Below are 14,637 nucleotides of genomic sequence, written 5' to 3'. Positions count from 1 at the left end.
TTTTGCCGGAGTGATCCATGAAGCGGTCGTTGCAGGCCACCGTGGGTGCGGTGGTGCTCGGAATTGCCGGTGTCATCGCCTACTTCCATCGCGAGGGGCAGGCCGTCGCGCCGCCCGTGAGTGTTCCGGCGGCGCCGTCGCCGCCACAGCCAGCGCCGGAAAGGCGCAGCGTTGCAGTGCGCCCGCCCGCCGCCGCACGGCCTGTGCCATCGACGCCCAGCGCGCCGCGCACCGAGCCCAGAACCGATCCCGCTTCGGTCGCCGATGCCGCGGGCCGCTACGACGAACTGGCAAAAGCGGCGATGGCTGGCGACCAGAATGCCGCATGGCGCCTGGTGGATACGCTGTCGATCTGCCGGCAGGTGCCGGTCGACCAGGCCGATCTCGATGGCTATCTGAACGAAATTGCTGTTCATCGCGTAGCGAATCCGACGATTCCGGCTGATGCAGAGCAGGGCATCAGGGACATGTACCGCACCTGCGCTCCGCTGACGCCGGAACAGCGATCGTCCCTCGCGCGTTGGTTGGAACACCTCGGCAAGTTGGGCGACCCTCACGCCCAGGTGAGTTTCGTGCTGCAAGGCGCTCCCGAGGGGCGCGGTGGCGGCAAGTACTGGGCAGACCTCAAACACTATCGCGAGGTAGCGTCGCGGTGGCTGGACGCCAGCATCGCTTCCGGCCGCACCGATACACTGACCATTGCCAGCGCCTTGTACAGACCCGATCCCGCGAACAAGCTCTACGCGCCAGACCCCGTCAAGGCTTACGCGTACCTGCACGCCTACGTGCTGGCCGAAGGGCAACGCCCCGGCACGCGGTCCTACATCGACAGGATGGCGCGCGACCAGGAAACGATGACGCCCGAAGACATCGCCGCCGCGACGAAGGAAGGGGAGCGGATCTACCAGATGTGTTGCGCGCGGTAGTAGTCGGTGAGTTCGAATGACGAACGCCCGAGGTGCACGACAGGTACTGCCATGAGACGACCCGATCAGGACCGCTTCGACGCGTTCGCGCGCTACTTCGATGCTCTGGATCCATCGCTCACTGCCTTTGCCGAAAAGCACGGATTTGCGCTGGAAAAGAACGTCAACCGCGCGCCCTCGCGTATTCTCCGGCGGCAGGGCGGCGTCGAGCATGTCATTGGGATAAGCCTCGACGGCGACTGGCAGGCGATGGCGCTCAACGACGATCTTCCCTTGGCGTTTGGCATATGCGGGCATCATGAAGATCCGGTGGACCGCCGACGCCTCTTCCGGGCTGTTCGCGAACTGGCCGTCGTGCGATCGAGGGAGGTGCTCATCGAACGACTGCCGTCGCTGCTGAAGGAGTCCCTGAGCCAGTTCGAGATGTGGACCGAAACGTATATGCGTACGAACGTGCCGGCAATCGAGAACTGGCGGGCAATCTACGGAGAGGACATGTAATGGGTGCGGGTCGCGTCGTGTTCCGATGGTGCTGCTGGTGAGGCATGTGGGTCCCAGTCCATGGGCAGATGCCGCATTCGCCGTCTGCCTGTGGCGATTTGGTGCTACGTATTCGGTGGCGTCGATGGTGACATCCCGGAAGGCGAAGACACCACGGCCACGGAGTCCTACATGCAGGCCGCGGAGCTCCTTCTGCGCGCTGACGAACTGAGCCGACGTCGTGACAACGCGCTGCACGGCAATCTCGATGATGCCAAAGCGGTGGGCGAGCACTGGTCGATCTTCATGAACAACCGCGAGATGAGCCTGTTCTGGAGGTCCTTCCTGGCAGAGAGTGGTGAGTGCGCCTCGATCGAATTCATTCTCGACGATCTGTCGGCGCACCACGTAAAGGATTTCGTCGCCATCGGATACTGGCTGCACCGCTACATATTGCCCGTGTTTTGGAAGAACACGTGCGCCATCCGACTAAGAGTGCCTAACAAAACGCCGCGTAGTCTACAATGCGTCAGCCACAAAGAGTTGAGTGCTGACGGATGAGTAAGCTTGAGATCAAGGACGATCTATGGGACGTGATTCGGCGGCTACTTCCGCCGGAGCCAGATCGCCCGAAAGGTGGTCGGCCAAGAGTGCCGGATCGTGCTGCCATCAACGGCATCGTGTTTGTCCTGAGGACGGGGATTCCATGGGAGCATTTGCCGCTCCGGCTAGGCTATGGATCCGGCATGACCTGCTGGCGACGGCTGCGAGACTGGCAGCAGAGCGGTGTTTGGGATCGATTGCACAAGGAACTGTTGCGGCGGTTGCGTAGCTACGATCAGATCGACATGTCGCGAGTGAGTGTGGATGCAGCGAGTGTTCCTTCCCCCGGGCGGGGAGGAAACCGGTCCAAATCCTACCGATCGAGGAAAGTTGGGGTGCAAAAGGCACGTTGCGGTCGATGCCAGGGGCACGCCGCTCTCGTTCCTCATCAGCGGCGCGAACACGCACGACAGCAAGTGCTTCGAAGCCGTAGTCAATGCGTTACCTGCGGTTGGTGGTCTTCGAGGGCGTCCTCGGCGATGGCCAGACAAGGTTCATGCTGACAAGGGATACGACTACGAACATTGCCGACACGCGTTACGGCACCGTGGAATCGTCCAGCGTATCGCTCGGCGAGGCGTCGAATCTAGCCAGCGACTGGGCAAGCATCGTTGGGTCGTCGAAAGAACGTTTGCTTGGCTCAACCGATTCAAACGCCTTCGCATCCGGTATGAGCGCCGCCCTGAAATCTATCTGGCCTTCGGATTGCTCGCTTGCTCATTGATCTGCTGGCGTGCGATTGAACGGTTTTGTTAGGCACTCTAAGGACAAACACGGTGTGCTGCACTGGCTGGAACGCTACAGCCAGATAGCGTGCGGGAATGCTATTCCCTCGGCCGCTGAGTTGGGCGTGGCGGAGACCAGGATGCAGGCGATGGCACCGCGTCATTGATGCGGGCCGTTGACCTTCAATCGGGTATGCCGGACCAGCGTTGTCGCTGCACCCGCAATACCGCACTTCGTTGCGGATCGGCTTGTCTGGCAGTGGTCGAGTAAATGCTTGTTTCAAATGGTCTTTGACGTATGATCGCCGGCGCAGCGGCGCAGCGGCGCAGCGGCGCAGCGGCGCAGCGGCGCAGCGGCGCAGCGGCGCAGCGGCGTGCGGCGTGCGGCGCGGCGTGCGGCGTACTGGCAGTGCCGCATGACGCATGAATGCGGGGCCTCGGATTCCGGCGAACTGAACCGCGCCTCGGTGAGCCACATACGGAAGACATCGATCATGAGCAGAATCACGCACCTGTCCGACGGCGACCTTGAGGCGATGCTGGCTGATATCGAGTCCGATCGCGCCGAACGCAAGCAGTCGTTCAAAGGTGATTCGCCGAACAAGGTACGCGTGGACGTATGCGCCTTTGCGAACGATCTGCCGGATCATCGCGCCGCTGGCGTTGTGTTCATCGGAGTGAAAGATGATGGTACGCCGGCTGAACTGCCGATCACCGACGAATTGCTGCGCGAATTGGCGGATATCAAGACCGACGGGCGCATCCTTCCGCCGCCGACGCTGACTGTGCAAAAGCGGACGCTGCGCGGCAGCGACGTGGCTGTCATCGTCGTCGAGCCGTCCGATTCACCTCCGGTCCGATTTGACGGTCGCGTGCACATCCGTATTGGCTCTCGTCGCGGTATCGCGTCGGCGCAGGACGAGCGCATTCTTAACGAGAAGCGGCGATTTCGCGATCAGCCGTTCGACATCCATCCGGTGCCCACGGCGACGCTGGACGATCTGAATCGTCGCCTCTTCGAGGACGAATATCTTCCTTCCGCGTTCGCGCCGGACATCCTGGAAGCCAACGGGCGCAGCTACGAACAGCGACTCGCTGCGTGCAAGATGATTGCTTCCGCTGCGGACCCGACACCAACCGTGCTCGGCTTGCTGTGCCTGGGAATTCGAGGGCGCGACTTCCTTCCGGGTGCCTATGTGCAATTCCTGCGCATCGACGGGACGGACTACGATTCGCCCATCGTTGACGAGGCGCTTATCGATGGCCCCATCGGCCAGATGGTTCGCCAAATGGATGAGAAGTTGTCATCGCACAATCGCGTAGCAGTGGACTTCACTTCGGGCTCTACGGAGAGACGAGCGTCAATATACCCGCTGGTTGCACTGCAGCAGCTGACACGAAACGCCATTCTGCACCGCAGCTATGAAGCGACCAATGCACCCATACGCGTGTATTGGTTTGCTGACCGCATCGAGATTCAAAGTCCTGGCGGACCGTTTGGGACAGTGACTCCCGAGAACTTCGGGCAGCCGGGAATAACCGATTACCGCAATCCCAATGTCGCCGAGGCCATGCGCGTGCTGGGATTTGTTCAACGATTTGGCTTCGGGATCCAGCTTGCCCGTCGCGAGCTGTCCAGGAATGGCAATCCGGATCTGGAGGTCACTACCAGCGGTCAGTCAGTGCTGTGTCGGGTTCGTCCTGCGGGGGCGCAGCAATGAGCTGCCCAGTCATCACGTTCTTCAATAATAAGGGCGGCGTGGGAAAAACGTCGCTCGTATACCATATCGCCTGGATGATGGCTCTGCAGGGGCGTCGCGTCGTCGTTTGCGACCTTGATCCGCAGGCAAATCTCACCACGGCCTTTGTCCCGGAAGAAGACCTGGTGACGCAGATGGAAACGGCGTCGGATGCGCCACGCACGATTTACCGGTGCATCGAGCCGTTGACGAAAGTGGGGGATATCCGCAATCCCGAGCTGACGCCGATCAGCCAGAATCTGGCCCTGATTCAGGGCGACATCGCCTTGAGCAGCTTCGAGGACCAGCTGTCCGAGCAATGGCCTAAGGCCGCTGACAGCGGCGATCACTTCCGTCCATTCCGGGTACTGACGGCGTTCTGGCAAGTCATGCAGCTGGGAGCCAAGGCCTGGAACGCCGATGTGATCCTGGCGGATGTAGGCCCCAATCTCGGTGCGATCAATCGTAGCGTTCTGATTGCATCGGACTTCCTGGTCGTCCCGCTCGGTGCGGACTTGTTCTCGCTCCAGGGCCTTCGAAATCTGGGGCCAACATTGACGCGCTGGCGCCGCGACTGGAAGATCCGACTGGGAAATTGGCAGGCGCCGGATTTCCCCCTGCCGGAAGGGCACATGAAACCCCTCGGCTATGTCGTCCAGCAACACAGCGTGCGCCTGAGCCGGCCCGTGCTGGCCTACGATCGCTGGATCAACCGCATACCTGCGGAATATGCGCGCCAGCTCCTGGACGACAAGAATGCCGATCCGGAAGTCCGCCCGGCGAACGATCCCAATTGCCTGGCGACGCTCAAACACTATCGAAGTCTGGTACCAATGGCTCAGGAATCGCGCAAGCCGATCTTTTCATTGACGGTTGCGGACGGCGCCATCGGAAACCACCTCGCGGCGGTGAAACTGGCCTACGACGACTTCAAGGCGCTGGCGGGAAAGATCCTTGCCCGCGCGGGATGTTCGACGCAGTAGATCCGCGTCACCGCGAGCACGACTGCGCGGATCAGTCGCCAGCGTGACTGATCCGCGGGTCGCGCCGGCGGTTTAACTTTCCACCGGGGCCGCCAGCTTTTCCTTCAGCAGCTGGTTGAGCTGCTGCGGGTTGGCCTGGCCTTTGGTGCGTTTCATCACCTGGCCGACGAAGAACTGGAAGAGTTTTTCCTGGCCGCTGCGGTAGTCGGCGGTCTGGCCGGGGTACTCGGCGAGGACGGCGTCGATAGCGCTGGCGAGGGCGCCGGTGTCGGAGATCTGGCGCAGGCCGCGGCGGTCGATGATGCTGTCGGCATCGCCTTCGCCGGCCCAGATGGCGGCGAAGACGTCCTTGGCGATCTTGCCGGAGATAACCCCTTCGCGCTGTCGCTTCAGTAGCGTCGCCAGTGCGTCGGGCGTGATGCGGCTGGCTTCGATCGGCAGGGCCGCTTCGTTCAGCGCGGCAGCGACTTCGCCCAGCACCCAGTTGGCGCACAGCTTGGCCTCGCCCGGCAGTTGCGCCAGGACCGCGTCGAAGTAGTCGGCAGTAGCGCGATCACCGCACAGCTGCACGGCATCGAGCTCGGGCAGGCCCAGCTCCTGCATGTAGCGCGCGCGACGGGCGTCGGGCAGCTCGGGCATGGCGGCGCGCTCGCGCGCGATGTCGAGGGCGTCGACCAGGAGCGGCGGGAGGTCCGGATCGGGGAAGTAGCGGTAGTCGTCGGCCGATTCCTTGCCGCGCATCGGGCGTGTCTGGTGCTTGGCGGGGTCGTACAGGCGGGTTTCCTGGACGATGGCCTCTCCGTTCTCGATCGCGCGGATCTGGCGTTCAATTTCGTATTCGATCGCCTTTTCCACGAAGCGGAAGGAGTTGACGTTCTTGATCTCGGTGCGCGTGCCGAGTTTCTGTTCGCCCGCCGGGCGCACGGAAACGTTGGCGTCGCAGCGGAACGAGCCTTCCTGCATGTTGCCGTCGCAGATGCCCAGCCAGCGCACGAGCGTGTGCACCGCGCGCATGTAGGCGACGGCTTCCTGGGCCGAATGCATCACCGGCTCGGAGACGATTTCCAGCAGTGGAATGCCGGCGCGGTTGAGGTCGATGCCCGTCTGTGCGTGGAAGGCGTCGTGCACGGACTTGCCGGCATCCTCCTCCAGGTGCGCACGCTGGATGGCGACTTCGAAGGTATGTCCATCGTCCATGCGAACCGCCAGGCGGCCCTCGGCAACGATCGGCAGTTCGTACTGGCTGATCTGGTAGCCCTTGGGCAGGTCCGGATAGAAGTAGTTCTTGCGGGCGAATACCGATTGCGACGCGATGCGCGCGTTGATCGCAAGACCGAAGCGGATGGCTTTGCGGATCGCCTCGCGGTTAGGCACCGGCAGGGTGCCGGGCAGGGCCACGTCGACCATGCAGGCCTGGGTGTTCGGCTCGGCGCCGTAGGCCGTGGCCGCGCCGGAGAAAAGTTTGCTGGCGGTGCTCAGCTGGGCGTGGATCTCCAGGCCGATCACCGGTTGCCAGGCGCGCGTCATGGGAAGCCCTCCGGACGTTGTTGGTGCCAGTCGGTCATCTGCTGGTACTGGTGGCCGACGTTGAGCAGGCGGCCCTCGGCAAAGGCCGGGGCAATCAGCTGCAGGCCCACGGGCAGGCCCTGGCTGAAGCCGGCGGGCAGCGAAATCGCGGGCAGCCCGGCGAGATTGACGGCCACCGTGTTGACGTCGGCGGCGTACATCGCCAGCGCATCATCGGATTTTTCGCCGATCTTGAACGCAACCGTCGGCGTGGTCGGACCGGCAATGAGGTCGACACCAGCGAACGCCGCGGCAAAATCCGCGGCGATCAGACGGCGCACTTTCTGGGCACGCAGGTAATAGGCGTCGTAGTAGCCTGCCGACAACACATAGGTTCCCACCAGGATGCGGCGCTGCACTTCGGCACCGAAGCTTTCGGCGCGGCTACGGCTGTAGAGATCGTCGAGCGAGCGCGGGTCGGCGCTACGGTGGCCGTAGCGAACACCGTCGTAGCGGGCTAGATTGCTCGAGGCTTCGGCAGGGGCGATGACATAGTAGGCCGCGATCGCGTGATGTGCGTTGGGCAGGGGAATGTCGACGAGCGTGGCGCCCAGCTCCTCCAGGTGCTTGAGCGCCTGCTGGGCGGTGGCACCGACCCCTTCGTCGACGCCAGAGCCGAAGTACGGTGTCGCCACGCCAATGCGCAGGCCGCGCAGCGGCTGGTCGAGCGTGGCCATGACGTCATCGACGGGACGGTTGGCGCAGGTGGCGTCGCGCACATCCGGTCCTGCGATCACGCGGAAGACTTCGGCGCAGTCGGCGGCGGAACGGGCGAGTACGCCGCCGCAATCGAGGCTGGAGGCGTAGGCCACCATGCCGTAGCGCGAGACGCGTCCGTAGGTCGGCTTGAGTCCCGTGATGCCGCAGAACGCGGCGGGCTGGCGGATCGAGCCGCCCGTGTCGGTGCCGGTCGCAAAGGGCACGATGCCGGCGGCAACGGCGGCCGCCGAGCCGCCGGACGAACCGCCCGGAACGCGATCGCGGTCCCACGGGTTGCGCACGGCGCCGTAGGCGCTGTTCTCGTTGGACGATCCCATCGCGAACTCGTCGCAATTGGCCTTGCCCAGGGTCACGGCGCCGGCCTGGTCAAGCTGTTCGGCGACATGGGCGTCGTAGGGCGGAACGAAATTCGCCAGCACCTTCGACCCGCAGGTGGTGCGCAACCCTTTTGTGCAGAAAATATCTTTGTGAACGAATGGTACGCCGGTCAGGCGCGCTGCGGTGCCGGCCGCGCGTCGCTGGTCTGCTACGCAAGCGGCAGCGCGGGCGCGTTCGGCGTCGAGCGTGATCAGGGAATTGAGGCCCGCGTGCTGTTCCGCGCGGGCCAGGAAGGCATCGGTGAGCGCCGCCGCGCTGGTTTCACCCGCGGCCAGTGCATCCGCCAGGGCAGTAACAGTGCCGGCACTCATTCGATCACCTTCGGTACGACGTAATAGCCCGCCTGCGAATCGGGTGCGAGCGCGAGCAGTTCGGCGTGACGATCCGTCTCGGTCACCGCGTCGTCGCGCAGGTTGGCGGTCTGGCCGAGCGGATGGGCGAGGGGTTCGAGCCCGTCGACGTTGGCGGCGGCGAGTTCGTCGAACAGATCCAGCACGCGTTCGAGATCATTGCGAAGAGTGTCCACCGCGGCATCCGGCACGGCCAGACGAGCGAGTCGGGCGATGTGGCGCACGGTATCGTTGTCGAGATGCATAAGCGTATGGTCCAGGGGTGAGCGGTCGAACTTAACATGTCGCTGCAATGCACCAAAGCGCATAACCCGGCTGGGGAAATCCCTCGGGCTGCGGCCAAAAATGCTTTCTTAACGCGACGTTAGCTTGCGTCCGCGGGGACTCGACACTAGACTGTGCGACTCTCTCCGCATCCTAATCCTGCCTGCGGGCTCCCATGTTCAAAAGCCTTCGCGGACTCTTTTCCAACGACCTTTCGATCGACCTGGGCACGGCGAACACGCTGATTTACGTGCGTGGCCAGGGCATCGTGCTCAACGAACCTTCCGTGGTGGCGATCCGCCAGGATCGCGGTCCGGGCGGCCCCCGCAGCGTTGCGGCGGTGGGCGGTGACGCCAAGCGCATGCTCGGCCGTACGCCCGGTTCGATCGTGGCCATCCGCCCGATGAAGGACGGCGTCATCGCCGACTTCACCATGACGGAAGCGATGCTGCAGCACTTCATCAAGCAGGTGCACCGGTCCAGCCTCCTGCGGCCCAGCCCGCGCGTGCTGATCTGCGTGCCCTGCGGCTCGACCCAGGTCGAGCGCCGCGCGATCAAGGAATCGGCCGAAGGCGCCGGCGCGCGCGACGTGTTCCTGATCGAGGAACCCATGGCAGCGGCCATCGGCGCCGGTATCCCGGTGCACGAGGCGCGCGGCTCGATGGTGCTGGATATTGGCGGCGGCACCTCGGAAGTGGCCGTCATCTCCTTGAATGGCATCGTGTATTCCCAGTCGGTGCGCATCGGCGGCGACCGCTTCGACGAAGCCATCGTCAACTACGTGCGCCGCAACCACGGCACCCTGATCGGCGACGCCACGGCGGAGCGGATCAAGCTGGAAGTGGGTTGCGCCTATCCGCAGAGCGAAGTGCGCGAGATCGAAGTCTCCGGCCGCAATCTGGCCGAAGGCGTGCCGCGCATGTTCACGATCAATTCCAACGAAGTGCTCGAAGCCCTGCACGAGCCGCTGGCCGGTATCGTCTCGGCGGTGCGCAGCGCGCTGGAGCAGACCCCGCCGGAGCTGTGCTCCGACGTGGCCGAGCGCGGCATCGTGCTGACCGGCGGTGGCGCCCTGCTGCGTGACCTGGACCGCCTGATTTCCGAGGAAACCGGCCTGCACGTGCAGGTGGCCGAAGAGCCGCTGACCTGCGTCGCCCGTGGCGGTGGTCGCGCACTGGAGCTGATCGACCTCCACGGCAGCGATTTCTTTGCCGGCGAGTAGACCAGCCCGTACCGGCAGGCGCGCCGGTCGCCTGGCAGTGTGTTGTTGAACATCGGAAGGGCAACGCCCTTCCGCGCAAGGCCAAGGATCATGGCAGGCCGTTGCCGCAGCCCGGCAACAGGCCCAGCGGGATAGGACCCGAATCGGCAGTCACCTCGTTTCCGCCGCGGCGCCTGCAGCGCGCCCGCTTTCACTGAGTACGATCGAATCCACGCATGGCGCTCGCCCGCACCGACACCAGCCCCTTGTTTGGCTCCGGCGCGACCAGCACCCTGCGGCTGATCGTGTACCTGTCGGCCTGCGTGGCCTTGATGGTGGCTGACCACCGCGGGCAGTACCTGGCGCAACTGCGCCAGTACCTGCACCTGATGATCGAGCCGGTCTACCACGCCGCTGCCCTGCCGGCGGACGCCGCACGCGCGGTACGCAAGGCGGTGGCCGACCGCTCGGCGCTGACCGAAGAGAACCAGCGCCTGCGCGAGGCGCTGCTGCTGACCCAGGCGCGACTGAACCGCCTGGATTCAGTGGCGGAGCAGAACACCCGCCTCAAGGAGCTGCTCGAAGTGCAGCACTCGGTCGGCATGGGCGTGCAGCTGGCCAAGCTCGTCGACATCGTGCTCGATCCGTACCGCCAGCGCATCATGCTCGACGTCGGCGCCAACCAGGGCGTGGTGCTGGGGCAGGCCGTGCTCGACGCCTACGGCGTGATGGGGCAGATCAGCGAGGTTCTGCCCAATACAGCGACGGCCATCCTGATTACGGACCCCACCCACGCGATACCGGTGACCGTGGATCGCACCGGCCTGCGCACGGTGGCCTACGGCAGCGGGTCGAGCGACCGGCTGGATATTCCCAATATCCCGTTGAGCGCGGACATCAAGCCGGGCGACAAGCTGGTCACCTCGGGCCTGGGCGGGCGCTTCCCGGCCGGCTTCCCGGTGGCTGAAATCACCTCGGTCGGCACGGATTCCAGCGGCATGTTCGCCGCCGCCGTCGCACGGCCCTCCGCGGCGCTCGAACGCAGCGGCGAGGTGCTGCTGCTGCGGCCGCTGACCGACCCGGTCGGCCCGCCGGCCCTGGTCGATCCGGGTGGTCCGCCGGCGCCGCCGCCTGAGGAAGCGACGGTCACTGCGGATGCGAAGGTGCCGCCGCCATGATCCGCCGCGCCCATTTCTGGCTCTTCCTCGCCACCCTTGTCGCGGCCTGCCTGCTGCAGCTGGCGCCGTTGCCCGCCCTGTTGCTGCCGTTCAAGCCCTACTGGCTGGCCCTGGTGCTGATCTACTGGTCGCTTGAGGAGCCCGACAACATCGGACTGGGTCGTGCCTTCCTGTTCGGCCTAGTCGGCGACGTGCTGCAGGGCGATCTCCTGGGCGACCAGGCACTGCGGTTGGTGGCGCTGGTCTTTATCGTGCTGCGCTTCCGTGCGCGGCTGCGTTTCTTCCCGATCTGGCAGCAGTCATTGGCGGTACTGGGCCTGCTGCTCAACGACCGGGTGCTGAGCCTGATGGTGCGTGCCTTCTCCGGCGCGCCACTGCCGCCGCTGTCGTTCTGGTACGCCCCCGTCATCGGCATGCTGGCCTGGCCCTGGATCTTCCTGCTGATCGACGACCTGCGCGCGCGGCTGCGCGTCCATGAGGCATGAGAAGCAAGCGCCCCGCGATCAAGGACAACCCGCGCGAGGTCGCGCTGTTCCAGCGCCGCGCGATCACCGGCTTCGCGATCATCGTGCTGCTGCTCGGCGTCCTGGGCGGGCGGTTCTTCTACCTGCAGGTCGTCCGTCACGAGGAATTTGTCACGCGTGCGGACCAGAACCGCATCAAGCTGCGGCCGATCGCGCCGGCCCGCGGGCTGATCTTCGACCGCAACGGCGTGCTGCTGGCCGACAACACGGCCGCATTCCGCCTGGAGGTCATCCCCGAGCGGGTCAAGAATCTTGATGCGACGCTGGAGGCGCTCGGCGAGGTGGTGCCTCTGACGCCCGAGGACATCAAGCGCTTCAAGGATCACCGCCGCGGGCGCCGCGGCTTCCAGAGCCTGCCGTTGCGCTTTCGCCTGAGTGACGACGAGGTTGCCCGTTTCGCCGTCAATCGCTGGCGCTTCCCGGGCGTGGAGGTCGTGCCCTACCTGACCCGCACCTATCCGCGTGGGGCCGAGTTCGGCCATCTGGTGGGCTATGTCGCCCGTATCGACGAGGACGACCTGGCCCGGCTCGACGCCCGCGCCGATGGTGCCGATCTGCAGGCCCGATATGCCGGTACCACTCACATGGGCAGGACCGGCATCGAGCGCTACTACGAAGATCTTCTGCACGGCGAGCCGGGCTATGAGAAGGTCGAAACCAACGCCGATGGCCGTGCCCTGCGCGTGCTCGACCGTGTTCCGCCCAAGCCCGGCAAGAACCTGTACCTGTCGATCGACGTGCGCCTGCAGGAGGCCGCCGAGGCGGTGTTCGAAGGCAAGCCGGGATCGGCTGTCGCGATCGATCCGCGCAACGGCGAGGTGCTGGCGATGGTCAGCGTGCCCAGCTATGACCCGAACCTCTTCGTCAACGGCATCAGCCATACCGATTACCGCCTGCTGACCAGCTCCCCGTTGCGCCCGCTGCTGCACCGCGCCCTGGTGGGAACCTACAAGCCCGGCTCCACGGTCAAGCCGTTCATGGGTGTGGCGGGCCTGGAGCTGGGTATCCGCAGCCCGCAGGACACCGTGTACTCGACCGGCGAGTTCCACATTCCCGGCCAGCAGCGCGGCTATCGCGACTGGCGCAAGGGCGGTCACGGCCATGTGGACCTGGTCGAATCGCTGGCCCAGTCGGTCAACACCTACTTCTATTCGCTCGCCCTGGACATGGGCATCGACCGCCTGTCCGCCTACCTGGGGCGTTTCGGCTTTGGCAAGCCCAGCGGGATCGACCTGATCGGCGAGGGCAGCGGCATCCTGCCGTCGCGCGAATGGAAGCGGGCGATGTTCGACAAGCCCTGGTTCCCGGGCGAAACCGTGATTGCCGGCATCGGGCAGGGGTTCTGGGTGGTGACGCCGGTCCAGCTGGCCAATGCCACGGCGATCTTGGCAGCGCGCGGTGCGCGCCATCCGATCCACCTGCTGCGCGCCACGCAGGACGGTTTCAATGCCCCGATCGTGATGGCGCCGCTGCCACCTCCCGAACCGAGTTTCATTGTCAACATGACCCACTGGGACGCGGTGCGCGACGGCATGGTCGCCGTGGTCAGCGGCCCGACCGGTACGGCCAAGCGCGTGTTCGCCGATGCGCCGTACAGCGCGGCCGGCAAGACCGGCACCGCGCAGCGCTTCTCGCGTACCGGCGATGAAGTGGACACGCGCGGACTCGACGAAGCGCAGCGGCACCAGGCCTTGTTCGTGGCCTTTGCCCCGGTGGAAGAACCGCAGATCGCGCTGGCCCTGGTACTGGAGTTCGGCGCCAGCGGCTCGGCCGACGCGGCGCCACCGGCGCGGCAGATCCTCGATGCCTGGCTCAATCCCCCGCCGGAGCGGTCCGATGATCGAACAGCTGGCCAATCGACTGGTCGCCCTGGCGCGCCGGCATGCACGCCAGCCGCGCCTGGACCTGCCCCTGCTGCTGGCCCTGATGCTGGTCGGCACGATTGGCCTGGTCACGCTCTACAGCGCCGGTGACAAGGAATCGACGATCGTCATCAATCAGGGCATGCGCTTCGTGCTCGGCGGCATTGCGCTTCTGGTGGTGTCGCGTATTCCGCCCGGCACCCTGCGCAACTGGACGCCCTGGCTGTACGGCGCGACGGTCCTGCTCCTGGTTGCCGTGGAGCTGTTCGGCGAGGGGCGGGGCTCCAACCGCTGGCTCGACCTCAAATTCGTCCGCTTCCAGCCTTCGGAAATGATGAAGCTGTCGATGCCGATGATGGTGGCCTGGTATCTCCACACCCGGACGTTGCCTCCGAGCTGGCGCGATCTGCTGGTCGTGGCAATCCTTATCGCCGTGCCGGCCGGGCTCATCGCGGAGCAGCCGGACCTTGGCACCTCGCTGCTGGTGGCCGCCAGCGGCGCGTTCGCGCTGTTCCTGTCGGGTCTTTCCTGGTGGCGCATCGGCGGCATCATCAGCCTGGCGGTCGGCGCCATGCCGGTGGCCTGGCATTTCCTGCACGAGTACCAGCGCAATCGCGTACGCATGTTCATGAATCCGGAGGCCGACCCGCTCGGTAACGGCTGGCACATCATCCAGTCGGAAATCGCGGTGGGCGCCGGCGGGGTGTTCGGCAAGGGTTGGCACCAGGGCAGCCAGTCGCGACTGGAATTCCTGCCGGAACACACCACCGACTTCGTCTTCTCGGTGTTCAGCGAGGAATTCGGGCTCGTCGGCGTGCTGCTGCTGCTGGCGCTCTACATCTTCATCATCGGCCGCAGCCTCTGGATCGCGGCCAATGGCAAGGACACCTATTCGCGCCTTCTGGCCGGCGCGATCGCGATGTCGTTCTTCGTGTACGTGATGGTCAATGGCGGCATGATCACCGGGTTGCTGCCGGTCGTGGGCGTACCCTTGCCGCTGGTGAGCTACGGCGGAACGTCCGTGGTGTCGTTGCTCACCGGATTCGGCGTGCTGATGTCGATCCACGCGCATCGCAAGCTGGTGCGTTGAGACGGCGGCGGGCTACGCTGCCGGGCTTCTCCGTTCCCCTCCGTGCCG

Annotated in this window: 14 protein-coding genes; 11 read left to right on the top strand and 3 right to left on the bottom strand. The window is 65.0% G+C overall.

Annotated features, from left to right (window positions below; genetic code table 11):
- The first annotated feature begins 17 nt into the window (after positions 1 to 17).
- The 6 genes from N4264_RS25335 (at position 18) to N4264_RS25310 (ending at position 5,456) form a co-directional block, all read left to right on the top strand.
- The gene (locus tag N4264_RS25335) at positions 18 to 926 is read left to right on the top strand and encodes a hypothetical protein (protein WP_261694981.1); all 909 of its coding nucleotides are present in this window, start codon (positions 18 to 20) and stop codon (positions 924 to 926) included.
- A 51-nt stretch (positions 927 to 977) separates the two neighbouring features.
- Positions 978 to 1,427, top strand: coding sequence for a hypothetical protein (locus N4264_RS25330; protein WP_261694980.1), 450 nt, complete (start codon positions 978 to 980; stop codon positions 1,425 to 1,427).
- Between the two features lie 171 nt (positions 1,428 to 1,598).
- Entirely contained in the window at positions 1,599 to 1,967 is a 369-nt protein-coding gene (locus N4264_RS25325) for a hypothetical protein (protein WP_261694979.1), read from the top strand.
- A protein-coding gene (locus tag N4264_RS25320; RefSeq protein ID WP_261694505.1) for an IS5 family transposase occupies positions 1,964 to 2,765 on the top strand; the annotation gives its coding sequence in 2 pieces (ribosomal slippage) (positions 1,964 to 2,292 and positions 2,291 to 2,765; 804 coding nt in all). The genes N4264_RS25325 and N4264_RS25320 overlap by 4 nt, the downstream gene beginning before the upstream one ends.
- A gap of 385 nt (positions 2,766 to 3,150) precedes the next feature.
- Positions 3,151 to 4,455, top strand: coding sequence for an RNA/DNA-binding domain-containing protein (locus tag N4264_RS25315; RefSeq protein WP_261694978.1), 1,305 nt, complete (start codon positions 3,151 to 3,153; stop codon positions 4,453 to 4,455).
- Positions 4,452 to 5,456 carry a ParA family protein gene (locus N4264_RS25310; protein WP_261694977.1) on the top strand — a complete coding sequence of 335 codons (1,005 nt, stop codon included), beginning with the start codon at positions 4,452 to 4,454 and terminating at the stop codon, positions 5,454 to 5,456. Before N4264_RS25315 ends, N4264_RS25310 begins: the two co-directional genes overlap by 4 nt.
- Positions 5,457 to 5,528: 72 nt before the next feature.
- On the opposite strand, the gene gatB is transcribed toward N4264_RS25310, so the two are convergent.
- Genes gatB through gatC form a run of 3 tightly spaced genes read right to left on the bottom strand, consistent with a single transcriptional unit; the run spans position 5,529 to position 8,715 of the window.
- Entirely contained in the window at positions 5,529 to 6,983 is a 1,455-nt protein-coding gene (gene gatB, locus N4264_RS25305) for an Asp-tRNA(Asn)/Glu-tRNA(Gln) amidotransferase subunit GatB (protein ID WP_261694976.1), read from the bottom strand.
- The gene (gene gatA / locus N4264_RS25300; protein ID WP_261694975.1) at positions 6,980 to 8,431 is read right to left on the bottom strand and encodes an Asp-tRNA(Asn)/Glu-tRNA(Gln) amidotransferase subunit GatA; all 1,452 of its coding nucleotides are present in this window, start codon (positions 8,429 to 8,431) and stop codon (positions 6,980 to 6,982) included. The genes gatB and gatA overlap by 4 nt, the downstream gene beginning before the upstream one ends.
- Positions 8,428 to 8,715, bottom strand: a complete 288-nt coding sequence (gene gatC / locus N4264_RS25295) for an Asp-tRNA(Asn)/Glu-tRNA(Gln) amidotransferase subunit GatC (RefSeq protein WP_261694974.1) — start codon at positions 8,713 to 8,715, stop codon at positions 8,428 to 8,430. The genes gatA and gatC overlap by 4 nt, the downstream gene beginning before the upstream one ends.
- Before the next feature lie 194 nt (positions 8,716 to 8,909).
- Here gatC and N4264_RS25290 point away from each other — a divergent pair, with 194 nt between their 5' ends.
- The 5 genes from N4264_RS25290 (at position 8,910) to rodA (ending at position 14,589) form a co-directional block, all read left to right on the top strand.
- Complete coding sequence (locus N4264_RS25290) at positions 8,910 to 9,956, top strand: rod shape-determining protein (RefSeq protein WP_261694973.1); 1,047 nt, start codon at positions 8,910 to 8,912, stop codon at positions 9,954 to 9,956.
- Positions 9,957 to 10,171: 215 nt separating this feature from the next.
- Complete coding sequence (mreC, locus tag N4264_RS25285; protein ID WP_261694972.1) at positions 10,172 to 11,113, top strand: rod shape-determining protein MreC; 942 nt, start codon at positions 10,172 to 10,174, stop codon at positions 11,111 to 11,113.
- The gene (mreD, locus tag N4264_RS25280) at positions 11,110 to 11,598 is read left to right on the top strand and encodes a rod shape-determining protein MreD (RefSeq protein ID WP_261694971.1); all 489 of its coding nucleotides are present in this window, start codon (positions 11,110 to 11,112) and stop codon (positions 11,596 to 11,598) included. The genes mreC and mreD overlap by 4 nt, the downstream gene beginning before the upstream one ends.
- The gene (gene mrdA / locus N4264_RS25275) at positions 11,595 to 13,610 is read left to right on the top strand and encodes a penicillin-binding protein 2 (protein WP_261694970.1); all 2,016 of its coding nucleotides are present in this window, start codon (positions 11,595 to 11,597) and stop codon (positions 13,608 to 13,610) included. The genes mreD and mrdA overlap by 4 nt, the downstream gene beginning before the upstream one ends.
- Positions 13,498 to 14,589 carry a rod shape-determining protein RodA gene (rodA, locus tag N4264_RS25270; protein ID WP_261697705.1) on the top strand — a complete coding sequence of 364 codons (1,092 nt, stop codon included), beginning with the start codon at positions 13,498 to 13,500 and terminating at the stop codon, positions 14,587 to 14,589. The genes mrdA and rodA overlap by 113 nt, the downstream gene beginning before the upstream one ends.
- The last annotated feature ends 48 nt before the right edge of the window (positions 14,590 to 14,637 follow it).

The sequence above is a fragment of the Tahibacter amnicola genome, assembly GCF_025398735.1.
GTDB lineage: Bacteria > Pseudomonadota > Gammaproteobacteria > Xanthomonadales > Rhodanobacteraceae > Tahibacter > Tahibacter amnicola.
The sequence above is the reverse complement of the archived record's forward strand: the minus strand, read 5'-3'. Positions and strand labels throughout refer to the sequence as shown.